27 protein-coding genes, 1 tRNA gene and 1 pseudogene are annotated in these 22,748 nt (G+C 57.6%); 21 read left to right on the top strand and 8 right to left on the bottom strand.

Going from position 1 to position 22,748, the window contains the following annotated elements; translation table 11 throughout:
• Positions 1–27: 27 nt before the first annotated feature.
• Genes HNR03_RS02105 through HNR03_RS02075 form a run of 7 tightly spaced genes read left to right on the top strand, consistent with a single transcriptional unit; the run spans position 28 to position 7,004 of the window.
• Positions 28–984, top strand: coding sequence for a sugar ABC transporter substrate-binding protein (locus tag HNR03_RS02105; RefSeq protein WP_259150425.1), 957 nt, complete (start codon positions 28–30; stop codon positions 982–984).
• Positions 985–1,039: 55 nt separating this feature from the next.
• Positions 1,040–2,593 carry a sugar ABC transporter ATP-binding protein gene (locus HNR03_RS02100; protein WP_259150424.1) on the top strand — a complete coding sequence of 518 codons (1,554 nt, stop codon included), beginning with the start codon at positions 1,040–1,042 and terminating at the stop codon, positions 2,591–2,593.
• The gene (locus HNR03_RS02095; protein WP_222585582.1) at positions 2,590–3,567 is read left to right on the top strand and encodes an ABC transporter permease; all 978 of its coding nucleotides are present in this window, start codon (positions 2,590–2,592) and stop codon (positions 3,565–3,567) included. The genes HNR03_RS02100 and HNR03_RS02095 overlap by 4 nt, the downstream gene beginning before the upstream one ends.
• Before the next feature lie 3 nt (positions 3,568–3,570).
• Positions 3,571–4,590 carry a LacI family DNA-binding transcriptional regulator gene (locus HNR03_RS02090; protein WP_222585583.1) on the top strand — a complete coding sequence of 340 codons (1,020 nt, stop codon included), beginning with the start codon at positions 3,571–3,573 and terminating at the stop codon, positions 4,588–4,590.
• Between the two features lie 22 nt (positions 4,591–4,612).
• Positions 4,613–5,530, top strand: a complete 918-nt coding sequence (gene rbsK / locus HNR03_RS02085; protein ID WP_259150423.1) for a ribokinase — start codon at positions 4,613–4,615, stop codon at positions 5,528–5,530.
• Entirely contained in the window at positions 5,527–5,931 is a 405-nt protein-coding gene (gene rbsD, locus HNR03_RS02080; protein WP_259150422.1) for a D-ribose pyranase, read from the top strand. The genes rbsK and rbsD overlap by 4 nt, the downstream gene beginning before the upstream one ends.
• Before the next feature lie 44 nt (positions 5,932–5,975).
• Positions 5,976–7,004, top strand: coding sequence for a nucleoside hydrolase (locus HNR03_RS02075; protein WP_259150421.1), 1,029 nt, complete (start codon positions 5,976–5,978; stop codon positions 7,002–7,004).
• A 32-nt stretch (positions 7,005–7,036) separates the two neighbouring features.
• Here HNR03_RS02075 and HNR03_RS02070 read toward each other — a convergent pair whose 3' ends face one another.
• Complete coding sequence (locus HNR03_RS02070) at positions 7,037–7,249, bottom strand: hypothetical protein (RefSeq protein ID WP_259150420.1); 213 nt, start codon at positions 7,247–7,249, stop codon at positions 7,037–7,039.
• A 132-nt stretch (positions 7,250–7,381) separates the two neighbouring features.
• Here HNR03_RS02070 and HNR03_RS02065 point away from each other — a divergent pair, with 132 nt between their 5' ends.
• Positions 7,382–7,687 (top strand): hypothetical protein, encoded by a 306-nt coding sequence (locus HNR03_RS02065; protein WP_259150419.1) that lies wholly within the window; start codon positions 7,382–7,384, stop codon positions 7,685–7,687.
• Positions 7,688–7,854: 167 nt separating this feature from the next.
• Positions 7,855–8,175: an I78 family peptidase inhibitor gene (locus HNR03_RS02060; protein ID WP_090182363.1), complete on the top strand. Its 321-nt coding sequence runs from the start codon at positions 7,855–7,857 to the stop codon at positions 8,173–8,175.
• A gap of 72 nt (positions 8,176–8,247) precedes the next feature.
• Here HNR03_RS02060 and HNR03_RS02055 read toward each other — a convergent pair whose 3' ends face one another.
• Positions 8,248–8,460 carry a cold-shock protein gene (locus HNR03_RS02055; RefSeq protein ID WP_003179963.1) on the bottom strand — a complete coding sequence of 71 codons (213 nt, stop codon included), beginning with the start codon at positions 8,458–8,460 and terminating at the stop codon, positions 8,248–8,250.
• A 292-nt stretch (positions 8,461–8,752) separates the two neighbouring features.
• The gene (locus HNR03_RS02050; RefSeq protein WP_222585590.1) at positions 8,753–9,055 is read right to left on the bottom strand and encodes a hypothetical protein; all 303 of its coding nucleotides are present in this window, start codon (positions 9,053–9,055) and stop codon (positions 8,753–8,755) included.
• A gap of 375 nt (positions 9,056–9,430) precedes the next feature.
• On the opposite strand from HNR03_RS02050, the gene thrS reads away from it, so the two are divergent.
• The 11 genes and pseudogenes from thrS to HNR03_RS01995 all read left to right on the top strand — a co-directional run bounded on the left by thrS (position 9,431) and on the right by HNR03_RS01995 (position 18,507).
• The gene (gene thrS / locus HNR03_RS02045) at positions 9,431–11,353 is read left to right on the top strand and encodes a threonine--tRNA ligase (protein WP_123403703.1); all 1,923 of its coding nucleotides are present in this window, start codon (positions 9,431–9,433) and stop codon (positions 11,351–11,353) included.
• A complete protein-coding gene (infC, locus tag HNR03_RS02040; RefSeq protein ID WP_169857083.1) occupies positions 11,353–11,904 on the top strand; it encodes a translation initiation factor IF-3 in 552 nt (183 codons plus the stop codon). Before thrS ends, infC begins: the two co-directional genes overlap by 1 nt.
• A 60-nt stretch (positions 11,905–11,964) precedes the next feature.
• Positions 11,965–12,159: a 50S ribosomal protein L35 gene (gene rpmI / locus HNR03_RS02035; protein ID WP_002553160.1), complete on the top strand. Its 195-nt coding sequence runs from the start codon at positions 11,965–11,967 to the stop codon at positions 12,157–12,159.
• A 28-nt stretch (positions 12,160–12,187) separates the two neighbouring features.
• Complete coding sequence (gene rplT / locus HNR03_RS02030; protein WP_007905879.1) at positions 12,188–12,544, top strand: 50S ribosomal protein L20; 357 nt, start codon at positions 12,188–12,190, stop codon at positions 12,542–12,544.
• 109 nt (positions 12,545–12,653) lie between these two features.
• Positions 12,654–13,670: a phenylalanine--tRNA ligase subunit alpha gene (gene pheS, locus HNR03_RS02025; protein ID WP_007940232.1), complete on the top strand. Its 1,017-nt coding sequence runs from the start codon at positions 12,654–12,656 to the stop codon at positions 13,668–13,670.
• A 26-nt stretch (positions 13,671–13,696) separates the two neighbouring features.
• Positions 13,697–16,078: a phenylalanine--tRNA ligase subunit beta gene (pheT, locus tag HNR03_RS02020; RefSeq protein WP_259150413.1), complete on the top strand. Its 2,382-nt coding sequence runs from the start codon at positions 13,697–13,699 to the stop codon at positions 16,076–16,078.
• A 3-nt stretch (positions 16,079–16,081) separates the two neighbouring features.
• A complete protein-coding gene (gene ihfA / locus HNR03_RS02015) occupies positions 16,082–16,384 on the top strand; it encodes an integration host factor subunit alpha (protein ID WP_002553164.1) in 303 nt (100 codons plus the stop codon).
• The gene (locus HNR03_RS02010) at positions 16,365–16,721 is read left to right on the top strand and encodes a MerR family transcriptional regulator (RefSeq protein WP_003179985.1); all 357 of its coding nucleotides are present in this window, start codon (positions 16,365–16,367) and stop codon (positions 16,719–16,721) included. Before ihfA ends, HNR03_RS02010 begins: the two co-directional genes overlap by 20 nt.
• A gap of 89 nt (positions 16,722–16,810) precedes the next feature.
• Positions 16,811–16,887, top strand: a tRNA-Pro gene (locus HNR03_RS02005).
• 995 nt (positions 16,888–17,882) lie between these two features.
• Positions 17,883–18,289: pseudogene (locus tag HNR03_RS02000) on the top strand (TrbI/VirB10 family protein); the annotation flags it as partial.
• Positions 18,286–18,507 (top strand): DUF2274 domain-containing protein, encoded by a 222-nt coding sequence (locus tag HNR03_RS01995; protein WP_259150412.1) that lies wholly within the window; start codon positions 18,286–18,288, stop codon positions 18,505–18,507. The pseudogene HNR03_RS02000 and the gene HNR03_RS01995, both read left to right, overlap by 4 nt.
• Before the next feature lie 122 nt (positions 18,508–18,629).
• Here the strand turns inward: HNR03_RS01995 and HNR03_RS01990 are convergent, their stop codons facing one another.
• The 5 genes from HNR03_RS01990 to HNR03_RS01970 all read right to left on the bottom strand — a co-directional run bounded on the left by HNR03_RS01990 (position 18,630) and on the right by HNR03_RS01970 (position 22,300).
• Positions 18,630–19,148, bottom strand: a complete 519-nt coding sequence (locus HNR03_RS01990; protein WP_259150411.1) for a hypothetical protein — start codon at positions 19,146–19,148, stop codon at positions 18,630–18,632.
• Between the two features lie 3 nt (positions 19,149–19,151).
• On the bottom strand, positions 19,152–19,523 hold the full coding sequence (locus HNR03_RS01985; RefSeq protein WP_259152067.1) for a GIY-YIG nuclease family protein: 372 nt from the start codon (positions 19,521–19,523) through the stop codon (positions 19,152–19,154).
• Between the two features lie 146 nt (positions 19,524–19,669).
• A complete protein-coding gene (locus tag HNR03_RS01980; protein WP_259150409.1) occupies positions 19,670–20,593 on the bottom strand; it encodes a phage exclusion protein Lit family protein in 924 nt (307 codons plus the stop codon).
• A 9-nt stretch (positions 20,594–20,602) separates the two neighbouring features.
• Positions 20,603–22,039, bottom strand: a complete 1,437-nt coding sequence (locus tag HNR03_RS01975) for a hypothetical protein (protein WP_259150408.1) — start codon at positions 22,037–22,039, stop codon at positions 20,603–20,605.
• A gap of 51 nt (positions 22,040–22,090) precedes the next feature.
• Complete coding sequence (locus tag HNR03_RS01970) at positions 22,091–22,300, bottom strand: hypothetical protein (RefSeq protein WP_259150407.1); 210 nt, start codon at positions 22,298–22,300, stop codon at positions 22,091–22,093.
• 57 nt (positions 22,301–22,357) lie between these two features.
• Here HNR03_RS01970 and HNR03_RS01965 point away from each other — a divergent pair, with 57 nt between their 5' ends.
• Positions 22,358–22,744, top strand: a complete 387-nt coding sequence (locus HNR03_RS01965; protein ID WP_405046034.1) for a DUF3800 domain-containing protein — start codon at positions 22,358–22,360, stop codon at positions 22,742–22,744.
• Positions 22,745–22,748 lie beyond the last annotated feature (4 nt).

Raw genomic sequence — 22,748 nt, 5'->3', positions numbered from 1 at the left:
CAATAATCATAAGATCGGAGTGAACCCATGAAGCTGCCATTCGCTGGACGTCTTCTTGCTGTCGCTATGCTGGCTGCCGCATCCGCCGCGCTGCCTGTCTCATCGGCCTTCGCCGAGACGCCTGAAAAACCCAAAGTCGCCCTGGTCATGAAATCCCTGGCCAACGAATTCTTCCTGACCATGGAAGATGGCGCGAAGGCTTATCAGAAAGACCACTCCGGCGATTTCGAGCTGATCTCCAACGGCATCAAGGACGAAACCGACACCGCCGGCCAGACGCGCATCGTCGAGCAAATGATCCTGGCCAAGGTTAACGCGCTGGTTATCGCTCCGGCCGATTCCAAGGCCATGGTGCCGGTGATCAAGAAAGCCATCGATGCCGGTATCACCGTGATCAACATCGATAACCAGCTGGACCCGGCCGTGGTCAAGAGCAAAAACATCAATGTACCGTTCGTAGGGCCGGATAACCGCAAAGGTGCGCGTCTGGTCGGCGAATACCTGGCCAAGCAGCTGAAGGCCGGGGACGAAGTCGGCATCATCGAGGGTGTGTCCACGACCACCAATGCCCAGGCCCGTACGGCGGGCTTCAAGGATGCGATGGACGCGGCGCAGATCAAGATCGTCTCGGTGCAATCCGGCGACTGGGAAATCGACAAGGGCAACAAGGTTGCCGCCTCGATCCTCAGCGAATACCCCGAAGTCAAAGCGTTGCTGGCCGGCAACGACAGCATGGCCGTCGGCGCCGTATCCGCGGTGCGTGCAGCAGGCAAGGCTGGCAAGGTGCAAGTGGTCGGTTACGACAACATCAACGCCATCAAGCCGATGCTCAAGGATGGTCGCGTCCTGGCCACCGCTGACCAGTTTGCCGCCAAGCAAGCCGTGTTCGGTATCGAGACTGCGCTGAAAATCATCAAGGGCGAGAAGGTCGACAGCGGCACCAATGGCGTGATCGAAACGCCGGTGGAACTGGTCACCAAATAATCCTTCCGGCAACACGAGGGTGCTCGCCCGTTGGGGCGAGCACATGGAGATTTTTATGTCAGTTTGCGCCCCGAACGCTGTCCTCTCGGTGAGCGGCATCGGCAAGACCTACGCCCAACCCGTGCTGACCGGCATCGACCTGACGCTGATGCGCGGTGAAGTGCTGGCGTTGACCGGTGAGAACGGTGCCGGTAAAAGCACGCTGTCGAAAATCATTGGCGGATTGGTCACGCCGACCACCGGCCACATGCAATTCCAGGGGCAGGATTACCGCCCCGGCAGCCGCACCCAGGCCGAAGACCTGGGCATCCGCATGGTCATGCAAGAACTCAATCTGTTGCCGACCCTGTCGGTGGCGGAAAACCTGTTTCTCGATAACTTGCCCAGCAGCGGCGGCTGGATCAGCCGCAAGCAACTGCGCAAGGCGGCCATCGAGGCTATGGCTCAGGTCGGGCTCGATGCGATCGACCCGGACACACTGGTCGGCGAACTCGGCATCGGCCACCAGCAAATGGTTGAGATTGCCCGCAACCTGATCGGCGATTGCCACGTATTGATCCTCGACGAGCCGACCGCGATGCTCACCGCTCGCGAAGTCGAAATGCTGTTCGAGCAAATCACGCGTCTGCAGGCCCGTGGCGTCTCGATCATCTATATCTCCCACCGCCTCGAAGAACTGGCACGGGTCGCCCAGCGCATAGCGGTTTTGCGCGATGGCAACCTGGTGTGCGTCGAGCCGATGGCCAATTACAACAGCGAGCAATTGGTGACGTTGATGGTGGGCCGTGAACTCGGCGAACACATTGACCTGGGCCCGCGCAAGATCGGCGCTCCAGCGTTGACGGTCAAAGGCCTGACCCGCTCCGACAAGGTGCGCGATGTGTCCTTTGAAGTGCGTGCCGGCGAGATCTACGGGATTTCAGGATTGATCGGGGCAGGGCGCACCGAGTTGCTGCGCCTGATCTTCGGTGCGGACACGGCGGACAGTGGCACCGTCGCCCTGGGGTCGCCGCCTCAAGTGGTGAGCATCCGTTCGCCGGCCGATGCGGTCGGCTACGGCATTGCCCTTATTACCGAAGACCGTAAAGGCGAAGGCCTGCTGCTGACCCAGTCGATCAGCGCCAACATTGCGTTGGGTAATATGCCGGAGATTTCCAGCGGCGGTTTGGTCAACAGCGCCGCCGAAATGTCCCTGGCCCAGCGACAGATCGACGCCATGCGCATCCGCAGTTCAAGCCCGACGCAGTTGGTGTCCGAGTTGTCGGGCGGCAACCAGCAGAAGGTCGTGATCGGCCGCTGGCTGGAGCGCGACTGTTCGGTGATGTTGTTCGATGAGCCGACCCGTGGCATCGATGTCGGCGCCAAGTTCGACATCTATGCACTGCTCGGCGAGCTGACGCGGCAGGGCAAAGCCCTGGTGGTGGTGTCCAGCGACCTGCGCGAACTGATGTTGATTTGCGACCGGATTGGCGTGTTGTCGGCGGGGCGCCTGATCGACACCTTCGAGCGCGACAGCTGGACCCAGGATGATTTGCTTGCCGCCGCGTTCGCCGGCTATCAAAAACGTGATGCGTTGCTCAATGAAGCAGCGCCTAGGGATCTTCCATGAAAACTGCATCTTCTGCCGGCAAACGTAGTGGCAATTTCTACGGCCTGGGCACCTATCTGGGCCTGGCCGGTGCCTTGCTGGCAATGGTTGCGCTGTTCTCGGTATTGAGCAGCCATTTTCTGTCTTACGACACATTCAGCACCCTCGCCAACCAGATTCCCGATTTGATGGTGCTGGCGGTCGGCATGACCTTCGTGCTGATCATCGGCGGCATCGACCTGTCAGTCGGCTCGGTCCTGGCGCTCGCGGCATCGACGGTCAGCGTGGCGATTCTCGGCTGGGGCTGGAGTGTCCTGCCCGCGGCGGTACTCGGGATGGCGGTTGCGGCACTGGCCGGGACCATCACTGGTTCGATCACCGTGGCATGGCGGATTCCGTCGTTCATCGTGTCCCTCGGCGTGCTGGAAATGGCCCGAGGCGTGGCGTACCAGATGACCGGTTCGCGCACCGCTTATATCGGTGATGCCTTCGCGTGGTTGTCCAACCCCATCGCCTTTGGGATCTCGCCGTCGTTCATCATTGCCTTGCTGATTATCATCATTGCCCAGGCCGTGTTGACCCGTACGGTGTTCGGTCGCTACCTGATCGGCATCGGCACCAACGAAGAAGCCGTGCGTCTGGCCGGGATCAATCCAAAGCCCTACAAGATCCTGGTGTTCAGCCTGATGGGGTTGTTGGCCGGGATTGCTGCACTGTTCCAGATTTCCCGACTGGAAGCGGCGGATCCGAATGCCGGTTCAGGGCTGGAACTCCAGGTGATCGCCGCCGTAGTGATCGGTGGCACCAGTTTGATGGGCGGCCGTGGTTCGGTCATCAGCACATTCTTCGGGGTCCTGATTATTTCCGTGTTGGCGGCGGGGCTGGCACAGATCGGCGCAACCGAGCCTACCAAGCGCATTATCACTGGCGCGGTGATCGTGGTGGCGGTGGTGCTGGATACGTATCGCAGCCAGCGCGCAAGCCGGCGGAGCTGAGTCATGGCAACGATAAAAGATGTGGCGGCACTCGCGGGGATTTCCTACACGACGGTTTCCCATGTGGTGAACAAGACCCGGCCGGTCAGCGAAGAAGTTCGGATCAAAGTCGAGGAGGCGATCAAGACCCTGGACTACGTACCAAGCGCCGTGGCTCGTTCGTTAAAAGCCAAGACCACCGCGACCATCGGTTTGCTGGTGCCCAATAGCCTTAACCCATACTTCGCCGAGCTGGCGCGTGGCATCGAGGATTACTGTGAGCGAAATGGCTACTGCGTGATCCTCTGCAACTCGGACGACAATCCGGACAAACAACGCAGCTACTTGCGCGTGTTGCTGGAGAAGCGCATCGACGGTTTGATCGTGGCATCCGCCGGCGGCGATGCTGGACTGGCTGAAGGCCTCGCCGGAGTGCGCACGCCGATGGTAATCGTCGACCGTGGGCTGGAAGGCGTGAATGCCGATCTGGTGCGCATCGACCACGAATACGGCGCCTATCTGGCCACCCGTCATCTGCTGGAACTGGGCCATCGGGATATCGCCACTATCGGCGGCCCGGCGGGCACCAGCGTCGCACAGATGCGTCTGGCCGGTTATTGCCGTGCCTTGCAAGAGGCGGGCGTGGAAGTGCATCGCGAGCGCATGCTGGAAAGTGACTTCACCAGCACGGGTGGCTACAACGCCGCTGCGATTTTGCTGGAAAAAAATCCGCCGAGCGCGATCTTCGCCGGTAACGACATGATCGGCATCGGTGTGCTGCGAGCGGCTGCCGAACGCAATGTGCGTGTGCCGACCGAACTGTCGGTCATCGGCTTCGACGATATCCAGATGAGTCGTTATGTCTACCCGGCGTTGACCACCGTGGGGCAGTCGATCCTGCAGCTCGGTGAGATGGCGGCCGAGGTGCTGCTACGGCGGATCGCATCACCTGATATGGCCACCGATCAACGGATCGTGACGCCCAGTATTGTCCTGCGAGAATCGACTGCACCGCTCGCCGGTGTGTTCGACGAATACCGCTGAAACCGAATTTGACGAGTGATGTATGCCAGCAAAAGTAGTGGTAATAGGCAGCCTGAACATGGACTTGGTAACCCGCGCTCCACGGTTGCCCCGTGGCGGTGAAACGCTGATCGGCGAGTCATTTGCCACAGTGTCCGGCGGCAAGGGCGCAAACCAGGCCGTCGCTGCGGCGCGACTTGGGGCGCAGGTCTCGATGGTCGGTTGTGTCGGCAGCGATGCCTATGGCCAAGAGCTGCGCGGCGCGTTGTTGGCCGAGCAGATCGATTGCCAGGCGGTCAGTACTGTCGAAGGCGCCAGCGGCGTAGCCTTGATCGTGGTCGATGACAACAGTCAGAACGCGATCGTGATTGTTGCTGGTGCCAACGGGGCGCTGACGCCTCAGGTCATCGACCGGTTCGATGCAGTGTTGCAGGCGGCGGATGTGATCATTTGTCAGCTGGAAGTGCCGGATGCCACCGTGGGCTACGCCCTCAAGCGCGGCCGAGAACTCGGCAAAACCGTGATTCTCAACCCGGCGCCGGCCAGTCGACCACTGCCAGCGGACTGGTATGCGTCCATTGATTACCTTATTCCCAACGAAAGCGAAGCCTCCGCCCTGAGCGGCGTACCGGTGGACTCTCTGCAGTCCGCCGAAACGGCTGCGAGCGCATTGATTGCCCTGGGTGCCAGCAAAGTCATCATCACCCTTGGCGCTCAAGGGTCGCTGTTCGCCAACGGTACAGGTTTTCAACATTTTCCGGCTTCGCAGGTGAAGGCGGTCGATACCACCGCTGCCGGTGACACGTTCGTCGGAGGCTTCGCCGCCGCTCTGGCGTCCGGCAAAAGCGAAGCCGAGGCAATCCGTTTTGGCCAGGTTGCTGCCGCGCTGTCCGTCACCCGCGCCGGTGCACAACCCTCGATTCCCACTTTGTCCGAAGTACAGGCGTTCAAAGCACCATGAAAAAAACACCGTTACTCAACATCGCGCTGTCTCGGTTGATCGCCTCCCTTGGCCACGGTGACATGGTCGTGATCGGCGACGCCGGCCTGCCTGTACCACCGGGCGTTGAGCTGATCGATCTGGCCCTGACTCAGGGGATTCCCGATTTCGTCAGCACCCTGAAGGTGGTGCTCAGTGAAATGCAGGTCGAACGGCATGTGTTGGCCCTGGAAATCCTCGACAAGCAACCGCCTGCCTTGTGCGCGCTGGATGAGCTGAACGCCGAAGGCGTGCTGGGCCAGCGTGAGCTGCTCAGCCATGAGCAATTCAAAGTCCTCAGCCGTCAGGCGCGGGCGATTGTCCGGACCGGCGAATGTGCGCCGTACTGCAACATTGTGCTGGTCTCGGGAGTGACCTTCTAACGCGCCATACCTCCATTCGTTTCCCCACGCACAAGGAGTGCGATATGCACCGCTATGCTCAGAAACTGCACCACCTGCTCCGGAGTCTGCTGCTTTTGTCCCTGATTACTGCAACGAGCGCCCAGGCGGCGGAAAAGATCGACTTGATCATCGACACCGATCCCGGCGCGGACGATGTAGTCGCGTTGCTGTTTGCGCTGGCATCGCCGCAAGAGTTGAACATTCTTGCGTTGACCACCGTCGCCGGCAACGTGCGTCTGGACAAGACTTCGCGAAATGCACGACTGGCTCGCGAGTGGGCGGGGCGCGAAGAGGTGCCGGTCTATGCCGGTGCGCCGAAACCTTTAATGCGTACACCGATTTACGCCGAGAACATCCACGGCAAGGAAGGCTTGTCGGGCGTCACCGTGCACGAGCCGAAGAAAGGCCTGGCCGAAGGCAATGCGGTCAATTACCTGATCGATACCTTGAAAGCCGCCAAGCCTCACAGCATCACCATCGCCATGCTGGGCCCACAGACCAACTTGGCCCTGGCACTGATCCAGGAACCTGAAATCGTTCAGGGCATCAAGGAAGTGGTGATCATGGGTGGCGCGCACTTTAATGGAGGCAACATCACCCCTGTGGCCGAGTTCAACTTGTTCGCCGACCCGGAGGCGGCAGAGGTAGTGCTCAAAAGCGGCGTGAAACTGACGTATCTGCCACTGGACGTGACCCACAAGATCCTCACCAGTGAGGCGCGCTTGAAGCAAATCGCAGCGCTCAATAACAACGCCAGCAAGCTGGTCGGCGATATTCTCAACGAATATGTCAAAGGCGACATGGAGCACTACGGTATTCCGGGTGGCCCGGTGCATGACGCGACCGTCATCGCCTACCTGCTCAAGCCTGAGTTGTTCACCGGGCGTTCGGTCAATGTGGTTGTAGATAGCCGCGAAGGACCGACCTTTGGTCAAACCATCGTCGACTGGTATGACGGCCTCAAAGCGCCAAAGAATGCTTTTTGGGTTGAAAGTGGCGATGCCCAGGGCTTCTTCGATCTGCTGACCCAGCGACTGGGTCGTCTGAAGTAAGCGATGACCCGCAGGTGCCAGCCTGCGGGGTTTTATTTTCTCTCGGTTTCCACAGCGTCATTCAGGTCAGCAGGGTATTTCTCGAAAACCTGCTTGATGAATGACTGGGCTGATTCGGCTCCGAGTGCCTTGACCAATAGATCGATACCAATGATTGCCAGCTCTTCCGGACTGCCTGGACTGTAAGAGCTGTGGCCCTGTGGCCACTTGACGGTGATGTTGGCGTCGATGCTTACGGTGGTCATGGTTGCGCTCGAAAAGTCGGAAAAGTCTGAATGTCGAGTTAACCATTTTGCACGAGATTTGGCACTCCGACTTAGGCATGAGGGTAGGGCTATGCGACACTTGGTCTTTGACCGATTTTCAAGGACCGCGCTGTGCAGATCGATTTGAACACCCCTGACGGCTTGACCCTTGAGGCGGTGCGCCAGTTGCTGGCCGCTGCCAGTGATGACGAACATACGCAATTGCGTGTGACCAAGGACGGGATGGCCTACATTTCTTCCGGCGTTGTGGGTGGCACCGATATCAACGGGCTGCTGTTTCGACTGGAGACCTGGGCCAAGGGCTCCGGGTACGTGGGATTGGTCGCGGCCAGCGACGAGGTATGGGTCATGCAGATCTTCAACGCGCTGAAGGAAAACTGGCCGAACCCACCCTTCGATTACATTGACGTCTATTGAGTGGCGTTCATATTCAGTCACGATTGATTGATGAACGACACAGCGCTGCTCAGGCAAACTCAACGCTTGTGCGGGTCAAGGGCAGGGCGAGCACGCTCACCTTGAAACCAAACGCCGGATTGGCGGTCGCAAGATCTCAGCTTAACTATTGGAAAAAAGGAGGCTTCATGCCTTGGAAGCTCGCGTCATTGGGTACTTTGTTCGCCGTCACGCTGCTGGCGGGTTGCAGCAGTTCGACTTCGCAGTCTGCGACAGACCCCGTTACGACGACTGACACTGGCCACAGCCGTTGTGAGGCCAAGGCGGCAGAATTCGCCATCGGCAAAGCGGCGTCCCCCGCGCTGCTGGAACAGGCGCGTACCCGCGCTGGTGCGCAGAATGCACGGTTCCTGGCGCCGAACGATATGGTGACTCTGGAATACCGCTCTGATCGCCTGAATCTCAATACCGATGCCAACCGGGTGGTGACACGCATCAACTGCGGCTGATCGGCTCAGGCTTTTGTATCGCCCATAAAAAACCCCGTCACATGGACGGGGTTTTCTTAGTGCGCCAGAAACTTACTCTGGGCGAACTTGTGCAGCTTGCATACCCTTTTGGCCTTTCTCAGCCACGAAGGAAACGGTTTGGCCTTCTTTCAGGCTTTTGAAACCGTCGCTTTCGATAGCTTTGAAGTGTACGAACAGGTCGTCACCGCCACCTTGAGGAGTGATGAAGCCGAAGCCTTTTTCATCGTTGAACCATTTAACGGTGCCGGTTTGGCGATTAGACATGGTGTATCTCCAAGAAACTTATATTTTCAGTAGTGCTGTGCTGCTCAGGCCAACTGGGCACACGGGACTATCATAGTCGAAATGTTCGATTTGGGAGCCCCCCGGACGTGCTGTTTGCCCTGCAGCTGCGTTCTATTTGCTGCTTTATTTCGCTGTAAGCCCCGTTTTAGAAGGCTTTCAGCCAAAAGTAAAGACAATAAAAAAACCTGTAAAACCTGCATAAAATGTAAAAAAAAGCGGTTTTCAGAAGCTTTTTACTGTCGCCGGCGGGGTAAAAATCCCGTCATCAGGCTTATTTTTTTTCTTTGGAATCGGCTTTGCACGCGGAAATTTTTGTCAGCGCGCTTTGCTTCAGGGCATCGCTGGCCGTGTTGTCCATCAGGGCCTGGAGGTCCTTGGCTGGATACGATTTGATGGCATCGGCACCACAAGCGCAGTGGGCCTTGGCGGCCGCATCACCGATCTGCTTTGCCGCTGCCGGCGTACATTGCTCCATGTACTTTGCGCGCAGGTCTTTTGGCCATTCGGCATGGGCGGTCAGTGGTAGCAGCAGAACGAGGGGGGCGACTACGGCGAACAAACGATTCAGACGCATGCTGGGATGCTCCTTGTGGGTCAATGTCTGGTTTATCTGATGGGTAAAGCAGGGTTCAAGTTCAGCACTCTGGCATAAAAATAGCGGATTGACCTCGGTCGCGAGCCTCGTTGCATCGACGACCGTTCATCTGTGCTAGCATGCCTCGCTCGGGCGTTTGCAGGCTCCGGATGACTTTGAGTCCCGGTGGCGGCAATTGCGCGAATAACCCTGATTTGAATCCCAGTCACTCTGGTTCGGTTTTCCGGTTGGCCGCAAGGCTCCTGCCGCTGTAAGGCAGGCGTTCGTCATTGAATGGCCTGGATCGGATCTTGTACTGGCTCATCCCAACCCACGTGACCTTTGGTAGGGGTCACCACTAGGAGAGGAGGCGCCATGCCAACTATTACTCTTCCCGACGGCAGTCAACGTTCATTCGATCACCCGGTTTCCGTAGCCGAGGTCGCCGCATCCATTGGTGCAGGCCTGGCCAAGGCCACCGTGGCCGGCAAGGTCAATGGCAAGCTGGTCGACGCCAGCGACATCATCGACAGCGATTCCACGCTGCAAATCATTACGCCAAAGGATGAAGAGGGGCTGGAGATCATTCGCCACTCTTGCGCTCACCTGGTCGGCCACGCGGTCAAGCAGTTGTACCCGACCGCTAAAATGGTCATCGGGCCGGTCATCGACGAAGGCTTCTATTACGACATCGCCTTCGAGCGTCCCTTCACTCCGGACGACCTGGCGGCCATCGAACAGCGCATGCAGCAGCTGATCGAGAAAGATTACGACGTGATCAAGAAAGTCACTCCGCGCGCCGAAGTGATCGAAGTGTTCAAGGCCCGTGGCGAAGACTACAAGTTGCGCCTGGTCGAGGACATGCCGAACGAGCAGGCGATGGGCCTGTACTATCACGAAGAATACGTCGACATGTGCCGTGGTCCGCACGTGCCGAATACGCGCTTCCTGAAATCCTTCAAGCTGACCAAGTTGTCCGGCGCCTACTGGCGCGGCGATGCCAAGAACGAGCAATTGCAGCGCGTTTACGGCACCGCGTGGGCTGACAAGAAGCAGTTGGCGGCTTACATCCAGCGCATTGAAGAAGCCGAGAAACGCGATCACCGCAAGATCGGCAAGCGCCTGGGCCTGTTCCACACCCAGGAAGAGTCGCCGGGCATGGTGTTCTGGCACCCGAACGGCTGGACCCTGTACCAGGTGCTCGAGCAGTACATGCGCAAGGTTCAGCGCGATAACGGCTACCTGGAGATCAAGACTCCGCAGGTCGTTGACCGCAGCCTGTGGGAGAAATCCGGGCACTGGGCCAACTACGCCGACAACATGTTTACCACTCAGTCGGAAAACCGCGACTACGCCATCAAGCCGATGAACTGCCCGTGTCACGTGCAAGTGTTCAATCAGGGCCTGAAAAGCTACCGCGAGTTGCCGATGCGTCTGGCCGAATTCGGTGCTTGCCACCGTAACGAGCCATCGGGTGCGTTGCACGGCATCATGCGCGTGCGTGCATTCACTCAGGATGACGCCCACATCTTCTGCACCGAAGAGCAGATGCAGGCCGAGTCCGCCGCGTTTATCAAGCTGACCATGGACGTTTATGCCGACTTCGGCTTTAAAGAAGTCGAAATGAAGTTGTCCACTCGTCCGGAAAAACGCGTCGGTTCCGACGAACTGTGGGATCGCGCCGAAGCTGCACTGGCTGCAGCCCTTGACAGCGCGGGCCTGCCGTACGATTTGCAGCCGGGCGAGGGTGCGTTCTACGGTCCGAAGATCGAGTTCTCGCTGAAAGATTGCCTGGGCCGTGTCTGGCAGTGTGGTACCCTTCAGCTCGATTTTAACCTGCCTGTCCGTCTGGGAGCCGAATACGTCTCTGAAGACAACAGTCGCAAGCACCCGGTTATGTTGCACCGGGCGATCCTCGGATCCTTCGAACGTTTCGTCGGAATCCTGATCGAGCACTACGAGGGTGCATTCCCTGCGTGGCTGGCTCCGACCCAGGCAGTGATCATGAACATCACTGATAAACAGGCCGATTTTGCCGCCGAAGTTGAAAAAACTCTCAACGAAAGCGGATTTCGTGCCAAGTCTGACTTGAGAAATGAAAAGATCGGCTTTAAAATCCGCGAGCATACTTTGCTCAAGGTCCCCTATCTCTTGGTTATCGGAGATCGGGAAGTCGAGATGCAGACTGTCGCTGTGCGTACTCGTGAAGGTGCTGACCTGGGCTCGATGCCCGTCGCCCAGTTCGCTGAGTTTCTCGCGCAAGCGGTTTCCCGGCGTGGTCGCCCAGATTCGGAGTAATTACTATTAAGCGTGAAATGAGACAAGATAAACGAGCTGCACCGAAAGCCCCGATCAACGAGAATATCTCGGCACGCGAGGTTCGGTTAATTGGGGCTGAAGGTGAACAGCTTGGGATTGTGTCAATTGAAGACGCGCTTCTTAAGGCTGAAGAGGCCAAACTGGATTTGGTGGAAATTTCCGCCGATGCAGTACCCCCTGTTTGCAAACTGATGGACTACGGCAAATCGATCTTCGAGAAGAAGAAGCAGATTGCCGCGGCCAAGAAAAACCAGAAGCAGATTCAGGTTAAAGAAATCAAGTTTCGTCCAGGGACGGAGGAAGGGGATTACCAGGTAAAACTGCGCAACCTGGTACGTTTCCTGAGTGATGGGGACAGGGCCAAGGTATCCTTGCGATTCCGCGGCCGTGAGATGGCCCACCAGGAGCTGGGGATGGAACTCCTCAAGCGAGTTGAAGGTGACTTGCTCGAGTACGGTTCGGTCGAACAGCATCCTAAGATGGAAGGACGCCAGCTGATCATGGTCATCGCCCCGAAAAAGAAGAAGTAATCAACAGGGCACGGCAGGCCTTGCGATTATGTTTATCAACTGAATGCGGAGTATCCGAACATGCCAAAGATGAAAACTAAAAGTGGTGCTGCTAAGCGGTTTCTGAAAACTGCTAACGGTATCAAGCACAAGCACGCTTTCAAGAGCCACATCCTGACTAAAATGTCGACCAAGCGTAAGCGTCAACTGCGCGGTAGCAGCTTGCTGCATCCGTCTGACGTGGCAAAAGTCGAGCGCATGCTGCGCCTTCGTTAATTTTAGTCAAGAATAGAGGAAGTAACTCATGGCTCGTGTAAAGCGTGGCGTCATTGCCCGTAAACGTCACAAAAAAATTCTGAAACTTGCTAAAGGCTACTACGGCGCTCGCTCGCGCGTATTCCGTGTTGCCAAGCAAGCGGTAATCAAGGCAGGCCAATACGCCTACCGTGACCGTCGTCAGAAAAAACGTCAGTTCCGCGCTCTGTGGATCGCTCGTATCAACGCTGGTGCACGTATCAACGGTCTGTCCTACAGCCGTTTCATCGCCGGCCTGAAAAAAGCGTCCATCGAGATCGACCGTAAGGTTCTGGCTGATCTGGCAGTGAACGAAAAAGCGGCGTTTGCTGCGATTGTCGAGAAAGCTAAAGCCACTTTGGCTTAAGTACCCCCGACAGTCACCCGGCCTCACCTCTGTGGGGCCAGGTGTTAAACGTCATAAATAGGGGAAGAGCCTTCAAGCTCTTCCCCTATTTTGTATCTGGAGTCTGTACATGGAAAACCTGGATGCGCTCGTCTCTCAAGCACTAGAGGCTGTGCAAAGCGCTGAAGATATCAATGCCCTGGAGCAAATCCGGGTTCACTACCTTGGCAAAAAGGGTGAATTGACTCAGGTGATGAAGACCCTGGGGAATTTGCCGGCAGAAGAGCGCCCACAAGTCGGTGCGCTGATCAACGTTGCCAAGGAGCGTGTCACAGAGGTTCTCAATGCCCGCAAGGCACTGTTTGAAGAGGCTGATCTGGCCGCCAAACTGGCTGCCGAGTCCATTGACGTGACCCTGCCTGGCCGCGGTCAGACCTCTGGTGGTCTGCACCCGGTTACTCGCACTCTGGAACGAATCGAGCAATTCTTCACCCACATCGGCTACGGCATCGCCGAAGGCCCAGAGGTGGAAGACGATTACCACAACTTTGAAGCGCTCAACATCCCAGGCCATCACCCGGCCCGGTCGATGCATGACACCTTCTATTTCAATGCCAACATGTTGCTGCGCACCCATACCTCTCCGGTACAGGTCCGCACCATGGAATCAAAACAGCCGCCGATCCGCATCGTCTGCCCAGGCCGTGTGTACCGCAGCGACTCCGATATCACCCACTCCCCGATGTTCCACCAGGTCGAAGGCCTGCTGGTCGACCGCGATATCAACTTCGCCGACCTGAAAGGGACCATCGAAGAATTCCTGCGCGTGTTCTTCGAAAAAGAACTGGCCGTGCGTTTCCGCCCATCGTACTTCCCGTTCACCGAGCCATCCGCTGAAGTCGACATGGAATGCGTGATGTGCAGCGGCAAAGGCTGCCGTGTCTGCAAACAGACTGGCTGGCTGGAAGTGATGGGTTGCGGCATGGTTCACCCGAACGTGTTGCGCATGTCCGGGATCGACCCGGAAGAGTTTTCGGGCTTTGCCTTCGGCATGGGCGTTGAACGTCTGGCCATGCTGCGTTACGGCGTGAACGACTTGCGTCTGTTCTTCGACAACGACTTGCGGTTCCTCGCGCAATTTCGCTAGTCGTAACGAATTCTTAGGAGAGCAGGATGAAATTCAGTGAACAATGGCTGCGTGGCTGGGTAAGCCCGCAGGTAAGTCGAGACGAGCTGGTTGCTCGTCTGTCGATGGCCGGTCTTGAGGTCGATAGCGTTACGCCGGCCGCCGGCGAATTCACCGGTGTGGTGGTGGGCGAGGTGCTGAGCACCGAGCAGCACCCGGACGCCGACAAGTTGCGTGTTTGCCAAGTCAGCAATGGTGCGGAGACGTTCCAGGTTGTTTGCGGTGCGCCCAACGTGCGCCCGGGCCTGAAGATTCCGTTCGCCATGATTGGCGCCGAACTGCCAGGCGACTTCAAGATCAAGAAAGCCAAGCTGCGTGGCGTTGAGTCCAACGGCATGCTGTGCTCGCAAGCCGAGCTGCAAGTCGGCGAAGGCAACGATGGCCTGATGGAATTGCCGGCCGATGCGCCGGTCGGTCAGGACATTCGTGAATACCTGGGCCTGGACGACGCCAGCATCGAGGTCGACCTGACTCCGAACCGCGGTGACTGCCTGTCCCTGGCCGGTCTGGCCCGTGAAGTCGGCGCGCTGTACGCCGCTGAAGTCACCCGTCCGGTGGTGGCTGTCGTGCCGGCGGTGCATGACGAAGTGCGTTCTATCGAAGTGCTGGCGCCAGCCGCTTGCCCGCGTTACCTGGGTCGCGTGATCCGTAACGTCGACCTGTCCAGGCCTACTCCGCTGTGGATGGTCGAGCGTCTGCGTCGTGGCGATGTGCGTAGCATCGACGCGGCTGTCGACATCACCAACTATGTGATGCTGGAACTGGGTCAGCCACTGCACGCCTTCGATCTCGCCGAAATCAATGGCGGCATCCGCGTGCGCATGGCCGAAGAAGGCGAGAAGCTGGTGCTGCTCGACGGTCAGGAAGTCAGCCTGCGTAGCGATACGCTGGTCATTGCCGACCACACCCGCGCCCTGGCGATTGCCGGCGTCATGGGCGGCGAGCACAGCGGCGTCAACACCGCGACCACACGCGATATTTTCCTGGAAAGCGCGTTCTTCGATCAGATTGCTGTCGCTGGCAAGGCCCGTTCCTACGGCCTGCACACCGACGCTTCGCACCGCTATGAGCGTGGCGTGGACTGGCAACTGGCCCGTGAAGCCATGGAGCGCGCCACAGGCCTGCTGCTGGAAATCACTGGCGGTGAAGCCGGACCGATCGTCGAGACCGTCAGCGAAGAGCATTTGCCGAAAATTGCTCCAGTCACACTGCGTGCGCAGCGCATCACTCAGATGCTGGGCATGGAGATGGAGTCGGCCGAAGTCGAGCGTCTGCTCAGTGGCCTGGGTCTGAAGATTTCTGCCGATGGGGCAGGGCAGTGGCGCGTTGAAGTGCCAAGCCATCGCTTCGACATCAGCCTGGAAGTCGATCTGATCGAAGAGCTGGCTCGCCTGTACGGTTACAACCGTCTGCCGGTTCGTTATCCGCAAGCCCGTCTGGCGCCGCAAGCCAAGGCTGAAGCGCGTAGCGACCTGCCTGAGCTGCGTCGTCTGCTGGTCGCCCGTGGTTATCAGGAAGCGATCACCTACAGCTTCATCGATCCGAAACAATTCGAACTGTTTAATCCAGGTGTAGAGCCGCTTCTGCTGGCCAACCCGATTTCCAACGACATGGCTGCCATGCGTTCGTCATTGTGGCCCGGTCTGGTCAAGGCGCTTCAGCACAACCTGAACCGTCAACAGGATCGCGTCCGCTTGTTCGAAAGTGGCCTGCGCTTCGTGGGTCAGCTGGAAGGCCTGAAGCAAGAGCCAATGCTGGCCGGTGTTGTGTGCGGTAGCCGTCTGCCGGAAGGTTGGGCGCAGGGTCGCGATGTCGTGGACTTCTTCGACATCAAGGCTGACGTGGAAGCGGTGCTGGGCTTTGCCGGTGCTTTGGATTCGTTCACATTCGTGCCGGGCAAACACCCAGCGCTGCACCCGGGTCAAACCGCGCGCATCGAACGTGAAGGTCGCCTGGTCGGTTTCGTCGGCGCTATCCACCCTGAATTGTCGAAAACCCTCGGTCTCGACCGTCCTGTCTTCGTTTTCGAGCTGGTCCTGGCCGAAGTGGCATTGGGGAAAATGCCGAAATTCAGCGAGTTGTCGCGCTTTCCTGAAGTGCGTCGTGACTTGGCACTCATTGCGGCCACGGACGTCGCAGCCAGTGCTGTACTGGATGTAATCCGTGAAAATGCAGGCGAATGGCTCACGGACCTCAGGCTATTTGACGTGTATCAGGGTAAAGGCATTGATCCTGATAGAAAAAGCCTTGCAGTCGGCTTGACCTGGCAGCATCCATCGCGCACTCTTAATGACGATGAGGTGAATACCGCAACGCAAAACATCCTCACCTCGCTCGAACAAAGGTTGAACGCCACGTTAAGGAAGTGACGTATGGGGGCTCTGACGAAAGCTGAGATGGCGGAACGTCTGTATGAGGAGTTGGGCCTGAATAAACGGGAGGCCAAGGAATTGGTCGAACTGTTTTTTGAAGAAATCAGGCACGCTCTTGAAGACAACGAACAAGTCAAATTGTCCGGTTTCGGCAATTTCGACCTTCGGGATAAACGCCAGCGGCCTGGCCGCAATCCGAAAACGGGTGAAGAAATCCCGATCACGGCTCGCCGTGTGGTCACCTTTCGTCCAGGGCAGAAGTTGAAGGCCCGAGTTGAGGCTTATGCTGGAACCAAGTCATAACGACGAGCTACCCGTCATCCCAGGCAAACGCTACTTCACCATTGGTGAAGTTAGCGAGCTGTGCGCAGTAAAACCGCACGTGCTGCGCTATTGGGAGCAGGAGTTTCCTCAACTCAACCCTGTCAAACGCCGCGGAAACCGCCGGTATTATCAGCGACAAGATGTGCTGATGATCCGGCAGATCCGCGCGCTCCTATACGATCAAGGTTTCACCATCGGCGGCGCTCGCTTGCGCTTGTCCGGCGATGAAGCCAAAGACGACACCACCCAGTACAAGCAAATGATTCGGCAGATGATTGCTGAATTGGAAGATGTGCTGGTTGTACTCAAGAAATAATTTCCTGCGTTTGAATACTTCCAGTTTTCAAACGCTTGCGATATATTCTTGAGCGTTCTTCGAGATGAAGGACGAGTTACACGCCTAGTCGGGGCGTAGCGCAGTCCGGTAGCGCACTAGCATGGGGTGCTAGGGGTCGAGTGTTCGAATCACTCCGTCCCGACCATATCTTTCAATGACTTAGCCCAATCTTCACCGGTTGGGCTTTTTCATATCTGAAAAAATACTCCCACATTTACTCCCACGGATATCTTGGATCTCGGTAGCTATGCCATCTGAGAGGCGTTCGAGTCTTTTGGCCCCCGGACAGCCCCTACCGGTGCAAGAACCTGAAGAAGCGAAGACGTTCGTTAATGAGTTGCCGATCTGGACGTCCGCGAGGCAAGCTTCGGGCGATGACTGTAGGTAACGCGGAGCTCTCTGTTCCTGGTGAAGTGATCCGGGCATTCGCTCAGACTTAGGTAGAGTCATCGAATATCACATGATTCCAGCGGAGGACGTTCGTGTCGATGGGTGTTATGAACTTCCTGGTGATGGAGACATAGGGCCGATCAGCGCAGTAATCTGATTGTTAAAGCTATCGATGCCGTGCTTGGGTGGTTGCGGTTGACGCTGAGCCGCGCCGCAAAGCGTGGTGAACCCGAAGCCTGTAAATACAGTCAAGGTCGTTCTCTCCAAAAAACATTTTGACTGGGCTCTAGGACGGCGGTTTCAGGATGAAATTTTGACGCTATGCCCCCAATTTTGCCCCCGGTCGCAGCGGGTGCGCCGGCGATCGCGACTGGCGATTTCTGACACGGACCAGGGTGGCCGTCAGCGGCCTTCAGTGTACGCCAGTCTCGGTTTGTTCGGAGCATGCCTGATGATTGGTTGCCCAGGGCAGGGCGTCAAGCGCACTTTAGGACCGTACAGCGTCCTTGCGCATCTATCATTTTCAACTTGATGGCTGCTCGGCAAACCCAGGCGGCTGGTCTACGTGAGCCGTAGCTAGGCGCGCTGTGCGTCGCGCGCGTGACAGTGATGGCACCGGCTACGACTGCCACGACAGCCATGCCGGTTGAGTGAGAATGAATCAGGCCATGCTTGGACTACGGCTCGTCACGCGGATGGCCACGGCCTTGGTGATCGTGCCTTCTGACTCGCTACATTCCGAGTTGGTCGAGCCGCGTGCAGATGGTATGGAGTCGCATCATTTTGCCGGACACCTCTTCGCTCGCGCTCGACAACCTAGCGAGCACTGATCCGGCTGGTTACGCTGGCCTTGAGGATGGTGTCGATTGGCTCTGGGATCGCATCTTGCAGGTGCTGCGTTGACGACATTGCTGGGTGTCGGTGCGGAGTTGGCCGCACCGGAGAATCGCCAAAACGGTGATCGCGTCATCATCGCAGGGCGTCACAGCATACAGGACAGCGTGAATGAGGTGGGGCAGGAGATGACCCGACGCAACCTCAACATCCAGCCAACGCTGACTGAGCGTCCCAGATTGCCGGTCCGCGTCATCGTCAATCGCGATCTAATTCTGGGGCCGTATCAGCCTCTGTTCTTCGATCGGGGGATATCAAGATGAGCATATCGCGCAAGCTGCGGCTGGGGCCGCTCCCCAAGACCGAGAGCTTCAAGCCGACCATCATGTGCCCAGCGAGATTGAAAGCCGACTTGGACCGCTATGCGGCATTACACGGTCAAGCGTATGGCGAGACCGTCGATGCAGCGACTCTCGTTCCGTACATGCTGGAGGCCTTTATGGTATGGGACAGAGGATTTAAGAAGGGCGACCCGAAATAGCCGCGTAGGACACACTAGGCTTACGGTCCCACACTGCGCATTCGGGGATCCTGAAGCCTGGATCAAGCGCGAAGGACCGGTTCAACTTGGCTAGGGAACGGTCCTCAAGGGCGGCTGGACTGTTAGCCGAGCCGGCCATGGCGTTCGAGTATTCGCATCAAAATGCTGTTCGCATGACTGAAGTTCTCGCGCTGATCGCGAAGCTCATAGGCCCATTTTTCGCCGTGGAAGAGATTGTTGCGTAGGCGCCAGACGATCATCAGGAGAGCTAACATTCCGTCGCGTGGGGTGTCGTTCACTCCTTCAACAACCTCCTGAACGAGACTAAGGTGGTCTGAGGGCCGGAGTTTCAGGTGAGGGAAATGGTGAGTCAATTCACCGTCGGCATAGTAACGATTCCGAAAATAGGCAAGCTCCCCCTCGTAGAGCTCAGCTCCTAGCGTTCCGTCCAAAGTCCAGGCATCGATTCGATCACGGATGCGATCAGTCCGGGCGTGGTTCTCCATGATCTGTGCCTCGAAAAGACTCCAAAGAAAGGCGAAGTCGAATATGACGCGGCGATCAAGATCTGGTAGGCGCCGAAAGCCGGGGGCTCGGGCTTCAAGCCATTGTTCACTTGCACTAAGTTCCTTGTCAGTCATGGCTCAGTCGTCCAAGTATTCGTTGCGTGGGTCCAAGTCCGAAAAGTCCGTTAGCGTGTCGCAGTTCAGAGAGTGGTACATCTGTGATGCATTTTGAAAGTGCATGCCGCACAGGCAGCCGCAGTAGGGGCAGCATTCATGGATCTCAAGATCGCCCCATTTCCATACCCCAAGATACTCCGGCACAGCGTCACGGTCATAGCCAATGACCCGGAACGCATCAGCGTTCTTGGCGACAAATCCGTCTAGGCCAGCGCGCATGAGAATGGGCAAGATATCTGCAGGCTCGATTGCGAACCACTCGCCGCGCACATGGGTCGACTCGAAGTGCTGATGAAGCTGGCGTTCAAGCTGAAAGGCATCGGCTACTTCGATCCATCCGAGCAGTTTCAGATCAAGGGTTACCGGTCTGGAGATTGCGCTTACGCTCCTCGATATTCTTCGCCACCCCGATCTTGATAGAGAGCATCCGTTTTCATTTCGCCAATGAAATAGACCGGCAAGTTATTTCCCCTAGGCCTTCAACCGAGCCGGTCGAGCAGCATTTCGACCATTTCTTTGTTCGAGTAGGCGACAATGTCGAGCGGAAGGTTTTCCTGCCGCATAAGCGCGATTAGGGCACAGGCCGTGAAGGCCCAGAATGATGAATCGGCTGGCAGAGTGTAGCCACGGATCATTGCTGTCAGCCGTTCGGTGATCGGTGGATATTCGCTATTGCCCCAACGTGCATGGGGCGGCGTCATCGCATGAACGATGACGGCGGCGAGCGTGATGCCCATCGCACGCTTGTTCTGGACCTGGGCGAAATCGTGTCCGTGTACCTTCGCATAGGCGGCGAGCTCGCTTGTCATGAAAGTTCGGGCATAGGTGTCGCAGGCGATTTCCTCTTCAGGTCGCGTAGAGGGCGCGCGTTTATCGGCGCAGAACATGACGTGCTGGAATTCGTGTAGCAGGGCGAAGGCCAAGGCGAGCGCAACAAGGTCGAATGCCGCCATGTGCTGAATGTTGTTCAGGCCATCACGGTCGGCGCTCGGCAGGGGGATGTCCACCGGCCAGGATACGTCTGAGGTCTGTTCGGCTGTGATGAGCGACTGGGCGGCGGCGATGCGCTGCTTGTAGTCGAATTCATATTGGCCGCGTTCTTCATCGACACTGAGGGCCTGGTCGAGCGGTAACCCGTTGGATGTCGCGACAACTAAGGCTGGTGCGTACACTTCGATGGCCCGCCACGAGCTGAAGCCAAGCAGCCAGAACAAGTCGATCGTCTTAGTGTCGAACTGGATACGTTTCCCGTTGGCATTCATCGTCACCCCCTTTCTACTTGGCGCGACCTCGACGGCATGGCCGTATTGGCTCCAAAGACCGCTGATTTCATCGGCTCGTTCGGGCACGGCGCCGCGGAGGAGATGTAGGATGATCGTCCGATCAGATGGCTCATTCGTCATTGTCGTTGTCTATTCTGTGCTCGTGGGGGGGGCAGGTGGTTGGCGACGGTCACGCGGCTTGCTCGTCACAGCGGGTTTGCCGTCCATCTGTAGATGAGTGATCGATGAGATGACTGAGTTCGCCCAAATCGTGCTGCATTCGATGTCGCCATCGCGTTCAAACCAGTGGGTCGCGCCGGGGATGAGATCAAACGGGATGGGATGTGTTGCCAATGGGTTGTGAAACACTTCCAGTTCCTGACACCAAGCTTCGCCCCACGGCCAGAGTGCTTGGTATTCGGCACTGTCGACGGCAAGGTTGAAATCGATAGGCTCTAGTGCGCCCGGAGTTCGGTCGAAAAGAATGCCGCGCCTGATCATCGTCAGCCCGGGCGGTCGCCATCCTGCCAAGAAACCCATGCGGTTGAATTTGGCGAGCGTTGCAGAGTTACTAAAGATGACGGCCGAGAGGTGTGCGAAATTTGGGTCGCGGAAGAGCCCAGCAGGAATGCTGTGTTGGCCGGTCAGATTTGCGATCGGCACTCCAATCGCGCGACGATCAGTGCCATCTCCGGTGACGTCCGCGCGTAAGCCGTAAAGGTAGGTGGGAAGAGCCTCGCGGCTCCAAACCATGGAGCCGAAATCATGGAAGTCGGCGATCGCTAAGGCGAACGGCTGTCCTTTTACATGGTCCAGTTCATGATAGTTGCGCTGGAGTTTGCCGCGCAGCGTCTTTGCGAATCGTTCCGCCGGGTTGCCTGTGAGCCGTTCAATGCGATCCTTTGGGGCATGAACCCATTTCCCGATGCCGCCGGCGCGTGGAAGCTCGGAGTTTGCTGTAACTGCCTCAATCCAACATGCGTTACCTTCCTTCTCGATCAAGAAGTCGGGAGAGACATGGTCTTGTCGGACGTTCAAACCCTGCTCACGAAAGCAACTGAAAAGGTAGAGCTCGAACAGACGGGACGCGAAGTTGTTGGTTTGAAAATCCGAGACGAAATTGGCGTCGGGGTTGGGAAGCGCGAGGTAGCATTCGCCGACCGCCATGAGCGCCGGCAGATGGTTGATCGTGGTTGTCAGCAGCTGGAACTCAGGAGACGTCCCACGCGGCCCCGGTTTCAGCAAATGCGGGCGACGCCTGAGTCCTGGCGGCAATGGTTCAGGTGGATCACTGGCACGCATAGCGACGGTGAGTCGGTCTAGTGCAGCCTCGGGTGTGGAGTAGGGCCCGCTTTCATCTACTTTGATCCAACAGTGGTCGATGCGGCGGCGCATGGCCAGATATGCGAAAGCTCCTGTGTCCGGATCAAGAAGAATGCAGCCGGTTACGCCACCAGTTCCGGCCTGATAGGCACTGAAAATATGTGCGGGGTCGAAATTGGGACCGTGCTCGAGCGACAGGGCATAAAGCTCGAATTGGCGCTGGCTGATTAAGGTGAAAAGTCGAGTTTCGCCTGTTGCGGACATGGTCGGCCTCTTAGCTCTGTATGTAGCAGATGCGCGAATTCAAGTCCCTCTTCACAAGGACTCCGCTGCGGCAAGGATGTCGGTGGACTCCCAGTTGTCGATCTGGCGGATGGTCACGAGCTCACGGTCCCAGACGCCCCAATTCGCGGTCAATGGTGCCTGTGCCAGGGGATTGTGGATATAGGTGATTGGCCGAACCTGACGCGAGAGGTTGCCAAGGCCAACCCGTGACCAGATCACGCCAGAGATATCTGCAAACATGCGAAACAGGTCTGGATGTTTCCGAACCTGACGTCATTCACGAGTATATATGCCAGGATGAGTCGCTATTACAGCAGGCGCTTGGCCGGCATCCGCTTGGTACACGTCCAGCAATTGGAGGTGGAGAAGATTCTGCGCCAGGGAAAAATGACGGCCGAAAACCTGAGCCGCTCCGTGGATCTGCCCTACACCCCGCAGTCTGACTACCGGTTCGAGGAAGAAGCCAGCATCGAGTTTGCGCAATCGCATGAGGCCATCGGCGTGCAGCTCGCCGACATCGTTGCGGGCACTGTGATGCGCTACTTTCGCGACACTGACGCCGGCACACCCGTGTCGAGCGAACTGCGCGAGGCCATGATGCGACTCATTGACGAGGGCGATGGGCGAAGAGGCTATGGCCTCAATCAAGTAGTAGCTACAGCCAACGTCCGACATGCCGAATGAGTGA

This window comes from Pseudomonas sp. JAI111, assembly GCF_024809425.1.
Lineage (GTDB): Bacteria > Pseudomonadota > Gammaproteobacteria > Pseudomonadales > Pseudomonadaceae > Aquipseudomonas.
This window is presented reverse-complemented; position numbering and strand designations above follow the sequence as displayed.

Coding starts and splice junctions, on each gene's coding strand:
- pheS (WP_007940232.1), top strand. CDS start 12,654: ATGGAAAACCTGGATGCGCTCGTCTCTCAAGCACTAGAGGCTGTGCAA.
- HNR03_RS02060 (WP_090182363.1), top strand. CDS start 7,855: ATGCCTTGGAAGCTCGCGTCATTGGGTACTTTGTTCGCCGTCACGCTG.
- HNR03_RS02095 (WP_222585582.1), top strand. CDS start 2,590: ATGAAAACTGCATCTTCTGCCGGCAAACGTAGTGGCAATTTCTACGGC.
- HNR03_RS02100 (WP_259150424.1), top strand. CDS start 1,040: ATGTCAGTTTGCGCCCCGAACGCTGTCCTCTCGGTGAGCGGCATCGGC.
- HNR03_RS01990 (WP_259150411.1), bottom strand. CDS start 19,148: ATGACTGACAAGGAACTTAGTGCAAGTGAACAATGGCTTGAAGCCCGA.
- rbsD (WP_259150422.1), top strand. CDS start 5,527: ATGAAAAAAACACCGTTACTCAACATCGCGCTGTCTCGGTTGATCGCC.
- thrS (WP_123403703.1), top strand. CDS start 9,431: ATGCCAACTATTACTCTTCCCGACGGCAGTCAACGTTCATTCGATCAC.
- rplT (WP_007905879.1), top strand. CDS start 12,188: ATGGCTCGTGTAAAGCGTGGCGTCATTGCCCGTAAACGTCACAAAAAA.
- HNR03_RS02070 (WP_259150420.1), bottom strand. CDS start 7,249: ATGACCACCGTAAGCATCGACGCCAACATCACCGTCAAGTGGCCACAG.
- rbsK (WP_259150423.1), top strand. CDS start 4,613: ATGCCAGCAAAAGTAGTGGTAATAGGCAGCCTGAACATGGACTTGGTA.
- HNR03_RS02055 (WP_003179963.1), bottom strand. CDS start 8,460: ATGTCTAATCGCCAAACCGGCACCGTTAAATGGTTCAACGATGAAAAA.
- rpmI (WP_002553160.1), top strand. CDS start 11,965: ATGCCAAAGATGAAAACTAAAAGTGGTGCTGCTAAGCGGTTTCTGAAA.
- ihfA (WP_002553164.1), top strand. CDS start 16,082: ATGGGGGCTCTGACGAAAGCTGAGATGGCGGAACGTCTGTATGAGGAG.
- HNR03_RS01965 (WP_405046034.1), top strand. CDS start 22,358: ATGAGTCGCTATTACAGCAGGCGCTTGGCCGGCATCCGCTTGGTACAC.
- HNR03_RS01980 (WP_259150409.1), bottom strand. CDS start 20,593: ATGACGAATGAGCCATCTGATCGGACGATCATCCTACATCTCCTCCGC.
- HNR03_RS02075 (WP_259150421.1), top strand. CDS start 5,976: ATGCACCGCTATGCTCAGAAACTGCACCACCTGCTCCGGAGTCTGCTG.
- HNR03_RS02105 (WP_259150425.1), top strand. CDS start 28: ATGAAGCTGCCATTCGCTGGACGTCTTCTTGCTGTCGCTATGCTGGCT.
- HNR03_RS02010 (WP_003179985.1), top strand. CDS start 16,365: ATGCTGGAACCAAGTCATAACGACGAGCTACCCGTCATCCCAGGCAAA.
- HNR03_RS02090 (WP_222585583.1), top strand. CDS start 3,571: ATGGCAACGATAAAAGATGTGGCGGCACTCGCGGGGATTTCCTACACG.
- HNR03_RS01975 (WP_259150408.1), bottom strand. CDS start 22,039: ATGTCCGCAACAGGCGAAACTCGACTTTTCACCTTAATCAGCCAGCGC.
- HNR03_RS01970 (WP_259150407.1), bottom strand. CDS start 22,300: ATGTTTGCAGATATCTCTGGCGTGATCTGGTCACGGGTTGGCCTTGGC.
- HNR03_RS01995 (WP_259150412.1), top strand. CDS start 18,286: ATGAGCATATCGCGCAAGCTGCGGCTGGGGCCGCTCCCCAAGACCGAG.
- HNR03_RS02050 (WP_222585590.1), bottom strand. CDS start 9,055: ATGCGTCTGAATCGTTTGTTCGCCGTAGTCGCCCCCCTCGTTCTGCTG.
- pheT (WP_259150413.1), top strand. CDS start 13,697: ATGAAATTCAGTGAACAATGGCTGCGTGGCTGGGTAAGCCCGCAGGTA.